Genomic DNA, 15,917 nt, shown 5'->3' on the forward strand with positions numbered 1-15,917 from the left:
TGCAGCCCCTTGGGCCCAAGAGAGCTGCTCAACTGTCGGTCCGGCGCCTCCGCCGTCCTGGCACTCCACTTGCTCAGTCATGACCCAACCCCAGGCCTCGGCGGAGAGGCCGTTTCAGGTTGAGGCAAGTGATGCAGGAAGTGTCCCGTTCTGGTGCTGCTGATGAACTCCGGCTCGACGCGTTGATCGCCGATTTATGGTGGCGCGTTCGGCTGATTAATACCGACATTCTCGAGGAGGAAGCGCGCGCCGGGGTGTTCGACCCGGTTCAACCGACCTATCCGCTTCTCGCGCTCAACCTTCGCGCGCGGCGCGACAATCTGGTCGCGACGATCGGCGTGCTCGAGCTGCGCGCGAAATCGGTGTCCGAAGCGGCCTGACGACGGCTCGCGGGCGCGCCGGCAGCTCAACGACCTGGTCAACCTGCGCGCTGCAGCGCCCGAGCGCGCGCGGGATGCAATACGCATCATCGCATGGCTCGAATGCCTCCGGCGCTTTGCCGGTAACAGTTGAATTCAGACCGCCGCCGGCCCGTGTTATTGCTGGTCTCTGCAACTCCGCGAGGCCTCCATGCTCCCCGTTCCCGCCGATATCTTCACCGAACCCGAGGACGTCTCGCCCGACGGCCTGGCCAATCTCGGCCCGCTTCGGCGTCTTGCCGGCACCTGGCAGGCGGACAAGGGCATCGACATCAATCCGAAGGCGGAAGGGCCGGAGCGCCGGACCTTCATCGAGCGCATCCGCATGGACCCGATCGATCCGCAGGCCAATGGGCCGCAGCTGTTGTACGGGCTGCGCTATCACATTCACATCAACACGCCCGAGGAAGACATCACCTTCCACGACCAGGTCGGCTACTGGCTGTGGGAGCCGGCGACCGGGCTGATCATGCAGACCCTGGCGATCCCGCGCGGGCAGGTGCTGCTGGCCTCGGGTGAGGCCGGACCGGATGACAGGGCGATCTCGGTCACCGCCAAGCGCGGCGACACCGCCTACGGGATCTGCTCGACCGATTTTCTGGAGCAGGCCTTCCGTACCGACGCTTATCGCTGCGACATCACTTTCAACGACGACGGCAGCTGGACCTATCTGATCCAGACAGAGTTGTTCGTGCGCGGCGCGCCGTTCAATCACCACGACACCAACACGCTCCAGCTGGTGGCGCCGCCCAGGCTCAATCCGCTGGCGGCGATCGTGCACGGTCGTGCTGCAGGCGATGGATCCGCGGCCTGAGCGCTGCCCGGAGGATTGCATGAAACCGTATGTCATCTGCCTGATGCACTCCAGCCTCGACGGCCGCACGCATCCCAGCCGCTGGCGTCCGAAAGGCGCGGGCACGGACTGGTTCGAGAAGATCCATGAAGAGCTCGGCGGTGATGCCTGGGTGATCGGCCGCGTCACCGGATCGGAATTCGCCAAGGGCAAGCCCTATCCCGCGACGAACGCGAAATTCCCACGCGAGAGCTGGTTCGCCCGGCGCGATGCGAAGACCTACGGTGTCGTGCTCGATGCAGAGGGCAAGATCGGCTGGGGGCGCGCGGAGATCGGCGGTGATCCGATCGTCGTCGTGCTGACCGAGAACGTCCCGGATTCGCATCTCGCCGGCCTCCGCGGCGAGAGCGTGTCCTACATCTTTGCCGGCAAATCCGAGATCGACCTCGCCCTGACGCTGGACATTCTCAGCCGCGAGCTCGGCGTGAAGCGTCTGCTGGTCGAGGGTGGTGGCGTCGCCAACGGCGCGTTCCTGCGCGCCGGCCTCATCGACGAATTCAATCTGATCCTCAGCCCCGCGATCGACGGCGCAAAAGGCGCCCCCTTCGTGTTCGATTCGACGGAGGCGGACGGCGACCGGCGCGCGCCGCTCACCGCGATGACGCTGGAGAGCACGCGCGAGCTCGGCGGCGGCGTTCTGCTGCTGCGCTATCTGATCCAGAACGATCCGCAAGCCGCGAGCCGGTAAGGCGCGGCCATGTCCGATCCATCCGAGCACATCGTCATCGTCGGTGCCGGCGCGGCCGGCCTGATGGCGGCGCGCGAGCTGGCGCGTGCCGGCCGCAAGGTGACGATCCTGGAGGCGCGCCAGCGCTGCGGCGGCCGCATTCATCCGCTGCCGGCCGCGGAGTTCGGCTATGCTGCCGATGGCGGCGCCGAGTTCATTCATGGCGAGGCGCCGGTCACGCGCGCATTGCTGCGCGAGGCCGGCCTGTCGCTTCAGGAGATCGAAGGCGAGCGGTGGAGCTTTGACGGGACGAAGCTCACGCGCGAGGCGCGCGACGATCCCCATGAGGCGGAGCTTCAGGCCGTGCTGGGCGGCTTGCAGGACGACCTCACGGCCGCCGACTTCCTGCGCCTGCATTTTGCAGGCGATAACTACGCGCCGATGCGCCATTCGATCGAGCGGATGGTCGAAGGCTATGACGCAGCCGATCCCGAACGCGCCTCCACGCTGGCGCTACGCGCGGAATGGATGGACGGCGGACACGCTCCGCAGGCGCGCATCGCCGGCGGCTACGGTGCGATGATCGAATGGATGGCGGCCGACTGCCGCAGGCACGGCGTCACCATCCGCCTCGGCTCCGTCGTGTCGGCCATTGCGGAGGAGGGCGGCGCGGTGATCGTTCGCTGCGCCGGCGGCGATGTGCAGACCTGCGATCGCGCGATCATCACCGTGCCGCTGCCGCTGCTGCGCGACATCGCGCTGCCGGCCGGCGCGGTGGCCAAGCTTGCGGCTGCCGACGATATCGGCTTCGGCAACGTCATCAAGATCCTGCTGCGCTTCGCGCGGCCATGGTGGCGCGAGCGCATGGCAGACCTTGCCGACATGACCTTCCTGCTGTCGGATGAGGTGATCCCGGTGTGGTGGACGCGCTACCCGGACCAGCGTCCCGTGCTCACGGGCTGGTTCGGCGGACCGCGCACGGCGGAGCTGGAAAGCCTCGACGCGCAAGCCCTGATCGATGCCGGGCTCGGCTCGCTGGCCACCGTCTTCGGCCTGCCGCGCGATCACATCGCGCGCGAGCTGGTGGCGTCTGCTGCGACCAATTGGGCGCATGATCGCTTCGCGCGCGGCGCCTATTCGTGGGCGACGCCGCGCACCCGCGAGGCACAGGCGATCCTCGCGCGTGCCGACGGCTTGGTGCTGTTTTCGGGTGAAGCGCTCTATCGCGGCCGCGACATGGGCACAGTCGAGGCGGCCCTGGCGAGTGGCCTGGAGACGGTGGCCGCGATCCTGCAGAAATAACAAAAGAGGCCCGCATCTCTGCGGGCCTCTCGTCTGTGTCCCTCTTACCAGCGACCGCCGCCGAAGCTGAACGTCACGCCGGGGCCTCCGCCGTAGTACCCATAGGGGCCACCGCCGTAATAGCTATGGCGCGGGTAGTAGCCGTAGCTTCTGTAATAGGGCCGATAATAGCCGTGATGGTGGTGACCGTGCCAGCGGTAGTGCCTGCGGTGCGCGCTGATGTCGGTGGATTGGCTTTCCTGCGCGGTTTGCTTGGCGCTTACGCTGCCGGCCGCGTTCGCCGATCCGCCGGCCAACGCCGCAGCACCGAGGGCGATCGCGGCAATGAGATATTTCATGTCATCACTCCAGTTGAATGTCGCGTGACAACACATGAGCATCCCGCGCGTTCCGGCCGGTGCGGGCGTCGAAACGACGCAGATATCAGTTCCGATGAACGCTCGTTAACGTTTGTGAACGCTCGAAAGGCGCGCGTTCTATCGTCGCATGACGAGGCTTCGCCTGCCGATTGGTGCCCCGGACGCAGCGCAGCGTCTCTTCGACGATGCGCTGCTGAGCCGGGGCCTATTTTCCTGGTGGACCCGCTGCATGGGTCCCGGCTCTGCGCAGCAGCGCAAGGAGCGTTGCAGCGCGTCCGGGACACGAGAGTGGGGCATACAGATTTTCGCACACACTATCACGGATGCGGATCGGGAAAGCCGTGCCGCTCGGAGAGCGCGGCGAGGATCGCGTCCTTGTCTGCGATGAAGGCGCGGCCATGATGGCTGCCGGTCTGGTGCGGCGAAGTCGCCCCAGTCGCGAGCACGAGCAGCGGCAGCGACTGATTCTCCTTGCCGACCAGCGCGATCACGGCTTGCCGCGGCCGTGGCCAGGGGATCCGCTCGACGTCGAGCTTTTCGGCCAGCTGTGGAAACGAGGCCAGCACACCCTCGATCAGCGCGCAGTGCCAGCAATAGAAGCGTTGGCCCGGAAAGGCCGGATCCTCGAAGCCGGGACGCAGCAGAAACAGGCGGTCACGTTTCATAGGTCGCTCCGTGACGTCATCGCCATCGTACGCGTTGACGCCAGCGGACACGGAGCTATTTGAACGGATCCTGGATCGACGGCGACGATTGCCGGATGCGGCGCACGCTGACGGGGGTGCCGTCGGAGACGAACAGGAGCTCGTATTTGCGGCCCTGGCTGTCGGTCGCCGAGCAGGTGACGTCGTTCACCTTCCTGGCGGCGAAGTTGCCGGTCTGGCGGCAGATCCCGGTCGAGGTCTGCTCGGCCGGCACCGGCAGGCCATCGACCTTGGGGCGGTCCTTGGAGTTGAGCAGCACGCGGTCGATTGGGAGTTCATAGGAATTGTCGTCGGCGCGCTTGCCGTTCTCGCCGGAGAACGACACCACATGACTGTCATCGGAGGGATCGTCGACTGCGACCGCGAAATTGACCCGGCCCGTGTCGCCGTGGGCGTAGGCCACCGTCTTGCAGGGCAAGGTGCGGCCTGCGACCCTGAACGTCTTGCAGTGGCCCGACATCAGCGCCAGGAGATCGATGAAGGCGTTCGGCTGCGCCGGCGGATTGTTGACCGGAATGGGCTTGGAAGTCTCGGCAAAACAAGGACTTGCCGAGACAACGAGCAACGCGGCGAGGACCAATCGGCGAAGGTGCATCGTAGGGCTCACGGGGGCCATGGCGGCGGAACAATTCCGCACCATAACTATCGAATCGCAAATTGGTTGCGATCCCGTTTGTGCTGCGAGTCCCGACTGGAATACCACCGCGTCAACCCCGACGGCGATTCGTTCAAATCGCCCGATCCATCCCAGCGGGCACATGCCATCAGGCCGGTGTTTTTTTCGTGGCGGAGCTAGCCCACCGCCGCCTGCCAGCGCTGATCGCGGAAGGAGGGGCGGCGGTGGAGGCGGGCGTCCAGCGCGGCGCGGGCGCGGGGCAGCTCGCCGCTACGCATCAGCGCGACGATATAGGTGTCCTCGATCAGCTCGCGCTGGGCGTGGCTGCCGCCGATGCGCACGACCTCGCCGAGCACCGGCGCGAGCATCTGCACGCAGGTCCGGTAATCCTCATCGGCGAAAGCCGCGAGCGCGCGGAAGATCGCCGGCACCACCGGGCCGGCCGGCAGCTTGCCGTCAGCCAGCCGCTGCTCGATCGCCGCAAGGCGGACGGCGAGCGCTTCGCGATTCTGCATCGCGGCCGCGAACAGCGCCATGTGGACGTCGGCAAAGGAAAGGCTCGATTTCGGAAACAGTTTTTGCGCGGCGGCGTCGGCTTCCAGCCACAGCGCCTTCGGCACCGCATGGCCGTACATCGACAGGCGCCACAGCAGCGAGGCACTGTCGGTGATGACGTTGAGCGGCGGCGCCTGCGTGGCAGTGGGCTGAAGCACGTCGGCGTAGATCGCGAGCGCCCGCGCCGCATCGCCATGCTCGAGCGCGCCGAGCGCCTGATGCCAACGGATATGGCCGTGGAGGAGTCCGGCGCGGCCGTAAGCCGGGATCCATTCCTCGACCAGGCGATCGGCTTCCTCGATCGATCCATCCTCGAACATCGCATGCAGCACCGCATGCGCGGCATGGGCATTCGCCCGACGCAGATTGAAGCCGCGCTCGGTGACGATGCGCCCCCGCGCGACGTCGCCATTCTCCGTCATCGCCCAGCCGGACATCGTGAGGAACCACCAGTCCTCGCCGTAATGCTGCGCGACCCTCTCGCAGAGCTCGTGCCGGGCGCGGTCGTGATCGGCCATGCCGGAGAAGGCGAACAGGCCGAACGCGCCGAGCGGCAGCGACAGCACCACGGCGTCGCGGGGCCATGCGTCGATGTGCTTCAGCGTCGATGCGATCGCCTCCGGCAGCCGGCCCTCGATCGCGAGCGCCAGCGTCTCGACATGCGAGCGCTCGCGCTCGCTGCCGCGCTTCGCCACGAGCTCACGCGCGCGTGCCGCCTTCTGTCGCGCGAGATCGCCCTGCTGGTAGAAGGCATGCACGCGGCCGCGGGCGATATGGGCCAGCGCGAAATCAGGGTCGGCCGCGATCGCGCGCTCCAGCATCTCCGCCGTGCCGGTCCAGCCCGCGAGCATGAGGTCGACGCCGTCACGATAGGCGCTTGCTGCCTCGTGCGATGAGGTGGAGAGCGGCAAGCCGTAGCGGTCTTCAAGCGTCATCGACGTCCCCGTCCTCACGCCGTCCGCGCGCGGCGGCCTTCGATCGGATAGGCCGGGTCGTTATAGCCCGGCGTCGAGGGATGGCCTGATGTCACCAGGCGGTCGATCAGCGCCTCGTCCTCCGCGGTGAAACGATAATCGAGCGCGCTTATGTAGCCGTCCCATTGCTCCTCGGTGCGGGGACCGGCGATCACCGACGAGACGAAGGCGGAGTTGAGCACCCAGCCGACCGCGAATTGGCCGGCGGTGATGCCTTTCTTCTCGGCGTGAGCCTTGATCTCCTGGGCGAGCTGGAGCGATTCCGGCCGCCATTCCGTCTGCATCATGCGGGTGTCGTTGCGGCCGGCGCGCGTCTCCTTGTCGGGCGCCGCATCCACCTTGTACTTGCCGGTGAGCACGCCGCGCGCCAGCGGGCTGTAGGGCACGATGCCGAGGCCGTAATAGGCGCAGGCCGGAAACTGCTCGACCTCCGGCATGCGGTTCATGGCGTTGTAATAAGGCTGGCTCACCGCGGGCCGGTCGATGCCGAGGCGGTCGCAGATGTTGCAGATCTCGGCGAGGCGCCAGGCGCGGTAGTTCGAGACGCCGAAATAGCGCACCTTGCCTGATCGAATCAGGTCACCCATCGCGCGCACGGTCTCCTCCAGCGGCGTGGCATGGTCTTCCTTGTGCAGATAGTAGATGTCGATGCGATCGGTGCCGAGCCGCATCAAGCTCTCGTCCGCCGCCTGCAGCACCCAGCGCCGCGACAGCCCGCCGCGATTGGGATCATCGCCCAATTCGCTATTCATGGGGTTTGCGAGCTTTGTGGCAAGCACCCAGGCTTGGCGGTTGCGCGCGATGGCGCGGCCGACGACCTCCTCCGAGCCGCCTTTCGAATAGGCGTCCGCGGTATCGATGAAATTGATGCCGGCGTCGTGGGCCTTATCGATGATCCGCGTTGATGTGGCTTCGTCGGTCGGCCCGCCGAACATCATGGTGCCCAGGCAAATCGGCGACACTTTCAGGCCGCTGCGGCCGAGCTGACGGTATTGCATGAGCGGGTCCTCGATATGTTATGGGCGCAGCATAGCCGCCGGGTTGCGTCATTGCGAGCGCAGCGAAGCAATCCAGAGATGCCTCCGCGGAGAGGTGCTGGATTGCTTCGTCGCAAGAGCTCCTCGCAATGACGGCGGTGGGTGCGGTGTGCAGCGTTGGCGGCCTTGCTGACCGAACAGCTACCCCGGCGCCTTCAAGATCTTGAACACGCCGTTCGCCATCACGATGCAGCGGTCGTCCACCGTCAACTCGGTGCTCATGAAGATCAGGCTGCGGGTCGAGCGCACCACGCGGGGGCGGGAGATCAGGATGTCGCCGATCTGGCCGGCCTCGACGAAATGCGTGTCGAGCTGCACCGTCGCCAAGTACTCCTTGCCGGAGACGTGGCGGGCCGTCATGCCGCAGGTGCGATCGGCGAACGTCATCATCACGCCGCCCTGGACCATGCCGCGGCGGTTGTGGTGCTTGTCTTCGGTCGCGAGCGCGAACTCGTAATGGCCGTCGACCTTGCGCTCCCACAAGGGGCCGATCAGGTGCAGGAAGCCCGTGGTCTCCAGGATGCTCCAGCCCTCTGATTTCAGCCTTGCGGCGGCCTTGCTGGTCATGTCGTCGTCTATCCTTGCAACGCGATCTCTCCTCGTTTCATCAGGTGCGGTCCTGGTGTAGTCAAGCATCATGAGAGCGTTCGACGATGCCACGAGACGGAATATCGCAGAGGCCTGCGCGGCCTTCGCGCGGCTGCCCGAGATAACCGCGCCGTCGGCGCTGAAGCGCGCCGCGGTGGTGCTGGCGTTGACTGAATCCGACGACGGTGGCGACACCGCCTTCCTGCTCACCAGGCGCGCCTCGCACCTGCGCGCCCATCGCGGCCAATGGGCGCTGCCCGGCGGACGCTGCGATGCCGGCGAGACGCCGGTCGAGGCCGCGCTGCGCGAGCTCGACGAAGAGCTCGCACTCGAGCTTTCAGCCGATGCGGTGCTCGGCCTGCTCGACGACTATCCGACGCGCTCGGGCTATCTGATCACGCCGGTCGTGGTCTGGGCAGCCGACAGTGCTGTGATCCGCCCGAACCCGGACGAGGTCGCCTCCGTCCATCGCATCGCGCTCGACACGATCGAGCGCGACGATGCCTTCGACTTCACCGCGATTCCCGAGAGCAGCCGCCGCGTGATCCGCTTCCATCACCAGATGAGTTTGATCCATGCGCCGACCGCGGCGCTGATCTACCAGTTCCGCGAGGTGCTGGCGGGGCGGCACACCCGCGTCACCGACCTGGAACAGCCGGTATTTGCCTGGAGGTGACGATGGTAAACGGCGCGTTAACGTGACGGTTACCGGATGCCTGCTAAGAAGGCAGCATGCATCATTCGATTCGAAACAAATTGGCGCTGGTTCCGCTCGCGCTCGTCCTGATCTCGCCCGCAGCGCGCGGCGCCGAGGCCGACGCGCTGCCGCCCGCCGTTCGCAATGCCAACGCCCAGCTGCTGTCGCAGTTTTTCGCGCAAGGCGCGGGGGCCTCGCCCGCGGTGCTCGAATATCGCCGCAAGCTCGCGGAATATCAGGCTGCGCGCGCGGCCTTCGATGCCGAGGCCGGCGCTTACTGGAGCCAGATCTCCGAGAAGCGGAAGACGCGGAACGCCAAGCGGCGCAGCGGGCAGCAGATCACGCTCGATGATTACGTTCTGGAGCATCCGCCGCTCTATACCGGGCCGAAGAAGCCGGTGAACCCGGAGCCGGAGGAAACCCCGGACCGGCCGCCCAAGAAGCCCATCCCCGTGGTCGCCGATCTGCTGCGCGCGGCGCAGGAGCACTACCAGTTCACGCCGCAGCGCCCCTCCAGCGAGCTCGAGTTCAAGCGCGCCTATGCGCGCTACGCGCTGGCCTCCGGGTTGACGCGCGAGCAGGCGGTGCGGGTCTATTCGTTCGAGACCGGCGGCACCGGCAGTTACGACGTGCAAGCGGGCATCGAGCATGGCGGCAAGCGCGCGATCTCGACCGCGATGGGCTACAACCAGCTGCTCACCACCAACAGCGTCGAGCTGCTCGCCGAGCAGGGCCACGAATTCATTCGTGCGCTGTCCGAGAAGGTGGCGCGGAGCTCGGGGCCGGCCCGGCAGGCGCTCGAGCACAAGCTCGCCGTGCTCAAGAAGATGGTGGCGCATGCGAAGTCGGTGCCCGACACCTGGTCGGAGCACGAGAAGATCGGTAACACGACGCAGGGCTGGGCCATGCATGCCATGGTGCTGGACATCGACATCGGCCCGATGCTGCAGACCCACAAGCTGCTGACATCCGTGCTGTTCGCCCGCGCCAAGGGCTTCACCCGCCCGCTGTCGGCGGCCGAGCTCGAGATGATGAACCTCACCGGCGACGGCACCGGCCTCGACATGGTGACGATGCCGCAGGCGATGCGCGAGCAGGTGCCGACCTCGAATTTCTTCCAGCGTGGCGGCTACGAGCGCAACCCGGTCGCGATCCGCCACAACACGGTGGCGAAGCTGCTGGCCGTGACGGACGAGCGCATGGACTTCAACAGCAGCAAAGCCGGCGCAAGGGAGCTGGCAGGGGCGTTTTAGGAGCGCCTTCTTCACCTCTCCCCGCTTGCGGGGAGAGGTCGGATTGCATCGTCAGATGCAATCCGGGTGAGGGGGTACAGGTCCCTCGACAATCTCATGCGTGGAGAGAGGCCCCTCACCCCAACCCTCTCCCCGTAAGAACGGGGCGAGGGAGCGCACCGACCGCGACTTCTACTGATCCGGCCCGAACTTGAACTTGCCGTCACCCTCCAGATACGGGCCGCTGCGCATGTAGAGCTGGCCGTTGTGGCCGAGGAAGAACAGCGTGCCCCTGGGCACCTTCTTGGCGCCCTTCAAGAGCTCGCCGGCATTGCTGGTGCCCATCTTGTAGGAATAGGTCTTGCCGTCCTTGTCATAGGCGTAGCCGGTGTCGGGCTTGAGCTCCCAGGGCGTCGCTGCGGTTTGCGCCAATGCGGGCCCAGCCAGTGCGCCGAGCGCGGCTGCGATTGCAAATGTCTTGATTGAAAATGCCGTCATCCCATCCTCCCAAGGTCGGGACATTCCGGGCTTGAACAAATCACGAACGATGCGTCCCGGTCAATTTGCGAAAGCGCCGCAGCGCATCACGTCTTGCCCAGCAGTTTGTGATTTTCCCTTCGTCCCCTCGCGACTATGTTCCGCTTTCCGTCTAGAACGCAACTCGACAAAAATATTGGTGGGGGTGATTCGAATGAACCTTGTCGTTAAAGCCTGCTCGGCTGCCGCGGTGCTGCTTACCGCGCTGGCGCCGGCCGCCCAAGCCGATGACTACCAGCTCAGCCACAACCAGCGGATTTCGTGCAGCCGCGGCCTTGCCCCGGGCAAGCTGAACACGGCGACCTGCAAGTCCTACACCTATCTCTTCAACACCAAGACGTCGGAATATTTCCGCTGCCAGGTCTCCCTGGCGCTGACCCGCGACAACAAGGAAGTCATCAACGTCCAGACCGACGGCGGCTGCACCAAGAAGCCGCGCATTTTCGAGACCGACGGCAAGTATGATTTCGACGCTACCGAGACCGAGCCGCCGAACACCAATTCGTTCTTCGGCCCCGGCGGCTATTCGGTCTGGGCGGCCGACGTCGGCGCGCAGAAGGTGCGCGGCTGCATCATCATCTCCACCGGCCTCGGCTCCGACATCTCCAAATGCCTGGACATGACGTTCCAGTAGCATTGCTGCGGAGGGTGTGCTCGACCATCGCCTCGTAGAAGGTGCGCTCCGTCCCCGCTTGCGGGGGAGGGCTGGGGAGAGGGTGTCTCCGCAATGGGACCCTCCCCTAGAGGAGATAGCCCTCACGCGGGCCTTCGGCGCGACCTCTCCCGCAAGCAAAGCGGGAGAGCTGAAGTGCGCCACCTCACCGCACCGTCGGGTTCCAAAAAAAACCAGCGGGAACGGCCCTTTGCCGCAGTCCTGTTTTGCCTTTTGGATGGGTTGACCCGCATCCCTCATCCGGCCAATTTCGCCGCCGGTTTGGGGAGAACAACAACCATGAAACGGACCATTTTCGGCGCGGCCGCGGCTCTTGCTCTGGCGGCGTCGGCACCTTGCGCGCAGGCGCAATCCTTCGTCAACGTGCTGACCGGCGGCACCTCGGGCGTCTATTACCCGCTCGGGGTCGCAATCGGAAAGATCTACGGCGACAAGATTCCCAACGTGAAGACACAGGTGCAAGCCACCAAGGCGTCGGTCGAGAACCTGATCCTGTTGCAGCAGGGCCGCGGCGAATTGGCGTTCACGCTGGGCGATTCGCTGAAGGCCGCCTGGAACGGCGAGGAGGAGGCGGGCTTCAAGACCAAGCTCGACAAGCTGCGCACGATCGGCGCGATCTATCCGAACTACATCCAGATCGTTGCGACCGCTGAATCCGGCATCAAGACGCTGGCCGACCTCAAGGGCAAGAGCCTGTCGGTCGGCGCGCCGAAGTCGGGCACCGAGCTGAACTCGCGCGCGATCCTGGCCGCTGCCGGCATGAGCTACAAGGATCTCGGCAAGGTCGAATATCTGCCCTTTGCCGAATCGGTCGATCTCATGAAGAACCGGCAGCTCAACGCCACGCTGCAATCGGCCGGGCTCGGCGTCGCCTCGCTGAAAGACCTCTCGACCTCGAGCCCGATCACCGTGGTGTCGGTGCCGAAGGAGACGGTCGACAAGATCGGCCCGCCCTTCGTTTCTGCGATCATTCCGGCCAACACCTACACCGGCCAGGACAAGGACGTGCCGACCGCGGCCGTGATCAATTATCTCGTCACGAGTTCCGCGGTGTCGGACGATCTCGCCTATCAAATGACAAAACTGATCTACGAGTCCCTGCCGGAATTGCAGAATGCGCATGCGGCCGGCAAGGAGATCAAGCTCGAGACGGCAGCCACCGGCAGCCCGGTTCCGCTGCACCCTGGCGCGATCCGCTATTACAAGGAAAAGGGGCTGATCAAGTAGGATCGGCTCTCTCCGTATCGTCATGCCCGGGCTGTCCCGGGCATCCACGTTCTTAGAGGCAGCGTAACCGTGGATGGCCGGGACAAGCCCGGCCATGACGTGTGCGGGGACGGGCCTTTGCTATAACGACCTCCATCAGGGCGCGGGGAATATCGATGTCGCAGGCAGAGGCCACCGAGGGCCCTATCAAGGTCGAGTTCGACAATTTCGAGCACGGTTTTCCGGAAGGATTCGGCCCGGGCTGGTGGGGCCAGCTCGCCTACTGGATCGGCATCGCGTTCGCGACCTTCCAGCTCTACGTCGCCGCGTTCAACTATCTGCCGAGCCAGGTGGTACGCGGCGTCCATGTCGGCTTCCTGCTCCTGCTCACCTTCGGCCTGATCGCCAACTTCACTGCGAAGAGCGATTTCGGCCGTGCGCTCGGCTGGGTGATCGGCGGCGCCGGCTTCTTCTGCGGTCTCTACCAATGGATCTTCTATGCCGACCTGATCGCGCGCGACGGCGATCCGACCAGGCTCGATCTCACCGTCGGCACGCTGCTCGCGGTGCTGATCTTCGAGGGCACGCGGCGACTGATGGGCGCGGCGCTGCCGCTGATGTGCGGCGCGTGTCTCTTCTATTGGTTTTTCGGGCAGTACCTGCCGTCGCCGCTGAACCATCGCGGCTATGATTTCGACCAGATCGTCACGCATCTGTCGTTCGGCACCGAAGGCTTCTACGGCGTGCCGGTCTACGTCTCGGCGACCTACATCTTCCTGTTCATCCTGTTCGGCTCGTTCCTGGAGCGCGCCGGCATGATCCAGCTGTTCACCGATGTCTCGCTCGGCCTGTTCGGCCGCACCCGCGGCGGACCTGCCAAGGTCGCGGTGTTCGCCTCGGGCATGATGGGCACCATCTCCGGCTCGGGCGTCGCCAACGTCGTCACCGTCGGCCAGTTCACGATCCCCTTGATGATCAAGTTCGGCTACCGCCGCGCCTTCGCCGCCGGCGTCGAGGCTACGGCCTCGATGGGCGGTCAGATCATGCCGCCGGTGATGGGCGCGGTTGCCTTCATCATGGCCGAGACGCTCGGCGTACAATATTCGGAGATCGTCAAAGCGGCCGCTATCCCTGCGATCCTCTATTTCGCCTCCGCGTTCTGGATGGTGCATCTGGAAGCCGGCAAGCACGGCCTCGTCGGCATGAAGCGTTCGGAGATCCCGAGCGCCTGGAAGGCGCTGGTGACGCGCTGGTACCTCGTGCTGCCGCTCGCGGCGCTGGTCTACATGCTGTTCGAGGGTTTTACGCCGCTCTACGCCGGCAGCATGGGCCTTGCGCTGACGGTGACGCTGATCCTCGGCACCGCCATCACGACGGGCGCCTCCTCGAACGTGATCCGCACCATCTTCTGGATCGGGCTCGCGCTCGTCGTCGCGGCACTGTCGCGCGACGGCCTCCAGATCGTGCCGGTCGCGACCGTCGTGGTCGGGCTGATCGTGATCACGGCCTTCGTGCGCGGCGGCTTTGCGGCGTTGCGCGCCTGCCGCGATGCGCTCGCCGAGAGCGCGAAATCCGCCATCACGGTCGGCATGGCCTGCGCCATCGTCGGCGTCATCATCGGCATGATGTCGCAGACCGGCGTCGGCACCATCTTCGGCGGCTGGGTGATCGGTCTCGGCGAGAAGAGCCTGTTCCTGGCGCTGGTCATGACCATGCTGCTGTCGATTCTGCTCGGCACCGGCATCCCGACCATCCCGACCTACATCATCACCGCCGCGCTCGCAGCGCCTGCGCTGGCCAAGCTCGGCGTGCCCTTGATCGCGAGCCACATGTTCGCATTCTACTACGGCATCATGGCCGACCTCTCGCCGCCGGTGGCGCTCGCTGCGCTTGCGGCCGCGCCGATCGCCAAGGAGAACCCGGACAAGATCGGCTGGGAGGCGATGCGCATCGCGCTCGCCGGCTACGTCATTCCCTTCATCTTCGTCTATTCGCCGGCCTTGATGCTGCAGGCCGGCGATCCCATGGCGGCCAAACTCGGCTTCTACGGCGCGGTGGCGCTGGCGAGCTTGAAGGCGCTGGTGGCGATCGGCCTGTTCGGCATGGTCGCGATCGGCTTCCTGTTCACGCGGCTGACGCTGATCGAGCGCGTGGTCGCGCTCGGCGGCGCACTCTGTCTGCTCGGCGAATTCCCGTTCAGCGACACCGCCGGCTTCGTGCTCGCCGCCGCGCTCGTGCTGTGGCAATGGCGGCAGCGTCCGCCGGCAACGGTCGAGGCGGTGTGAGTCTCTGTCTTGCGACAGTTGGCGGCGTGAAGGCGCTGGCGCTGTCCGCGTTCACGCTTGTCTGGACGCATTCGATCGCCAAGGTCGAATGGCAGGAAGACTGGCGCCTCACGCCCGCCGGCCTCGAACTGGTGCAGGCCCGCGTCAAGGGCACCGGCCCCGGCATGGAGCCGCCGCCCGAGGCGCGGCTGGTCGATGGCTGGTTTCAATGGCGGCCGCAGCGTGCGCCGATGCCGGAGGTGGTGCTCGGCAATTCCGGCGCGGCGGGGGAATGGCGACTTTGCCATGACGCAAAGTGCCGGACGTTGTCGGAGATTGTCGGGCAGCCGATCGGTGCTAACGTCACAAGAATGAGCATCTGCAAAGAACAAGAGAAATAAGGGGAGATCACGATGGATCGGCTCAAGGGCAAGGTTGCGATGGTGGTGGGGGCCGGCTCGATCGGACCCGGCTGGGGCAACGGCAAGGCGACCGCGGTGACCTTTGCGCGCGAGGGCGCGCAGGTGTTTTGCGTCGATCGCAATGCTGCCGCGGCCGAGGAGACCGCGAAGATCATCACGGGCGAAGGCGGCAAGGCGACGGCATTCACGGCCGACGTGTCGCGCGCCAGTGAGATCGAGGCGATGGTCGCGGCGTGCCTGAAGGCCTATGGCCGCATCGACGTGCTCGACAACAATGTCGGCATCGCCGAGATGGGCAGCGTGGTCGAGGTGAGCGAGGACAGCTGGGACCGCGTCTTCAGCGTCAACCTCAAGAGCGCCTATCTCGCCATGAAGCACGTCATCCCGATCATGGTGAAGCAGGGCGGCGGCTCGATCATCAACATCTCCTCGATCGCCTCGATCCGCCACATGGGCATCTCCTACGTTACCTACGGCACCTCGAAAGCGGCGATGAACCAGATGACGCGCACCACGGCGATCGAGTTCGCGCGTCATCATGTGCGCGTCAACGCGATCCTGCCCGGCCTGATGAAGACGCCGATGGTCGAGCACTCCGCCGGCCTCGCCGCCAGCTACGCCAAGGGCGATGTCGAAGCGATGTGGCGCGCGCGCGACGCGCAGGTGCCGATGGGCCACATGGGCGATGCATGGGACGTCGCCAACGCCGCGCTGTTTTTGGCGTCGGACGAGTCGAAATACGTGACGGGCATCGAGCTCGTGGTCGACGGCGGGATCACGTGCAAGGCGGGGGCGTAGCTTTCAGTCTTCGT

The 15,917-nt window shown here is 65.6% G+C and carries 18 protein-coding genes; 11 read left to right on the plus strand and 7 right to left on the minus strand.

All coding sequences use genetic code 11. The features are described from left to right. Positions 1-131: 131 nt before the first annotated feature. From ACNJYA_RS04860 to ACNJYA_RS04875, 4 genes are all read left to right on the plus strand, one after another. Entirely contained in the window at positions 132-380 is a 249-nt protein-coding gene (locus ACNJYA_RS04860; protein ID WP_212254010.1) for a hypothetical protein, read from the plus strand. A gap of 190 nt (positions 381-570) precedes the next feature. Further along, positions 571-1,233 carry an FABP family protein gene (locus tag ACNJYA_RS04865; protein WP_439365585.1) on the plus strand — a complete coding sequence of 221 codons (663 nt, stop codon included), beginning with the start codon at positions 571-573 and terminating at the stop codon, positions 1,231-1,233. A gap of 19 nt (positions 1,234-1,252) precedes the next feature. After that, complete coding sequence (locus ACNJYA_RS04870) at positions 1,253-1,960, plus strand: RibD family protein (protein ID WP_439365586.1); 708 nt, start codon at positions 1,253-1,255, stop codon at positions 1,958-1,960. A gap of 9 nt (positions 1,961-1,969) precedes the next feature. Then, entirely contained in the window at positions 1,970-3,241 is a 1,272-nt protein-coding gene (locus tag ACNJYA_RS04875; protein WP_439365587.1) for a flavin monoamine oxidase family protein, read from the plus strand. Between the two features lie 44 nt (positions 3,242-3,285). On the opposite strand, the gene ACNJYA_RS04880 is transcribed toward ACNJYA_RS04875, so the two are convergent. The 6 genes from ACNJYA_RS04880 to ACNJYA_RS04905 form a co-directional block, all read right to left on the minus strand. After that, positions 3,286-3,579 (minus strand): hypothetical protein, encoded by a 294-nt coding sequence (locus ACNJYA_RS04880; protein WP_172785131.1) that lies wholly within the window; start codon positions 3,577-3,579, stop codon positions 3,286-3,288. A gap of 338 nt (positions 3,580-3,917) precedes the next feature. Then, positions 3,918-4,265 carry a DUF3088 domain-containing protein gene (locus tag ACNJYA_RS04885; RefSeq protein ID WP_439365588.1) on the minus strand — a complete coding sequence of 116 codons (348 nt, stop codon included), beginning with the start codon at positions 4,263-4,265 and terminating at the stop codon, positions 3,918-3,920. 55 nt (positions 4,266-4,320) lie between these two features. Continuing rightward, entirely contained in the window at positions 4,321-4,899 is a 579-nt protein-coding gene (locus tag ACNJYA_RS04890) for a hypothetical protein (protein ID WP_439365589.1), read from the minus strand. Positions 4,900-5,096: 197 nt separating this feature from the next. Beyond that, a complete protein-coding gene (locus ACNJYA_RS04895; RefSeq protein WP_172785128.1) occupies positions 5,097-6,410 on the minus strand; it encodes a tetratricopeptide repeat protein in 1,314 nt (437 codons plus the stop codon). A gap of 14 nt (positions 6,411-6,424) precedes the next feature. Next, positions 6,425-7,447, minus strand: coding sequence for an aldo/keto reductase (locus ACNJYA_RS04900; protein ID WP_439365590.1), 1,023 nt, complete (start codon positions 7,445-7,447; stop codon positions 6,425-6,427). Between the two features lie 180 nt (positions 7,448-7,627). Next, entirely contained in the window at positions 7,628-8,053 is a 426-nt protein-coding gene (locus tag ACNJYA_RS04905; RefSeq protein WP_212254016.1) for a PaaI family thioesterase, read from the minus strand. Between the two features lie 67 nt (positions 8,054-8,120). On the opposite strand from ACNJYA_RS04905, the gene ACNJYA_RS04910 reads away from it, so the two are divergent. Next, a complete protein-coding gene (locus tag ACNJYA_RS04910; RefSeq protein WP_433996050.1) occupies positions 8,121-8,750 on the plus strand; it encodes an NUDIX hydrolase in 630 nt (209 codons plus the stop codon). Positions 8,751-8,806: 56 nt separating this feature from the next. Continuing rightward, on the plus strand, positions 8,807-10,024 hold the full coding sequence (locus ACNJYA_RS04915) for a hypothetical protein (RefSeq protein ID WP_212254018.1): 1,218 nt from the start codon (positions 8,807-8,809) through the stop codon (positions 10,022-10,024). A gap of 171 nt (positions 10,025-10,195) precedes the next feature. On the opposite strand, the gene ACNJYA_RS04920 is transcribed toward ACNJYA_RS04915, so the two are convergent. After that, positions 10,196-10,501, minus strand: a complete 306-nt coding sequence (locus ACNJYA_RS04920) for a hypothetical protein (RefSeq protein WP_439402144.1) — start codon at positions 10,499-10,501, stop codon at positions 10,196-10,198. Between the two features lie 193 nt (positions 10,502-10,694). Between ACNJYA_RS04920 and ACNJYA_RS04925 the strand changes: the two genes are divergently transcribed. The 5 genes from ACNJYA_RS04925 to ACNJYA_RS04945 all read left to right on the plus strand — a co-directional run bounded on the left by ACNJYA_RS04925 (position 10,695) and on the right by ACNJYA_RS04945 (position 15,903). After that, entirely contained in the window at positions 10,695-11,174 is a 480-nt protein-coding gene (locus ACNJYA_RS04925) for a hypothetical protein (protein WP_439402145.1), read from the plus strand. A 318-nt stretch (positions 11,175-11,492) separates the two neighbouring features. Next, positions 11,493-12,440 (plus strand): TAXI family TRAP transporter solute-binding subunit, encoded by a 948-nt coding sequence (locus tag ACNJYA_RS04930; protein ID WP_172785121.1) that lies wholly within the window; start codon positions 11,493-11,495, stop codon positions 12,438-12,440. Between the two features lie 155 nt (positions 12,441-12,595). Then, positions 12,596-14,704, plus strand: coding sequence for a TRAP transporter permease (locus ACNJYA_RS04935; protein ID WP_439402146.1), 2,109 nt, complete (start codon positions 12,596-12,598; stop codon positions 14,702-14,704). Then, a complete protein-coding gene (locus tag ACNJYA_RS04940; RefSeq protein ID WP_439402147.1) occupies positions 14,665-15,084 on the plus strand; it encodes a DUF1850 domain-containing protein in 420 nt (139 codons plus the stop codon). The genes ACNJYA_RS04935 and ACNJYA_RS04940 overlap by 40 nt, the downstream gene beginning before the upstream one ends. Positions 15,085-15,096: 12 nt before the next feature. Beyond that, entirely contained in the window at positions 15,097-15,903 is an 807-nt protein-coding gene (locus tag ACNJYA_RS04945) for an SDR family NAD(P)-dependent oxidoreductase (RefSeq protein ID WP_172785118.1), read from the plus strand. The last annotated feature ends 14 nt before the right edge of the window (positions 15,904-15,917 follow it).

Origin of the sequence: Bradyrhizobium sp. BLXBL-01 (assembly GCF_051853025.1) — a bacterium.
GTDB lineage: Bacteria > Pseudomonadota > Alphaproteobacteria > Rhizobiales > Xanthobacteraceae > Bradyrhizobium.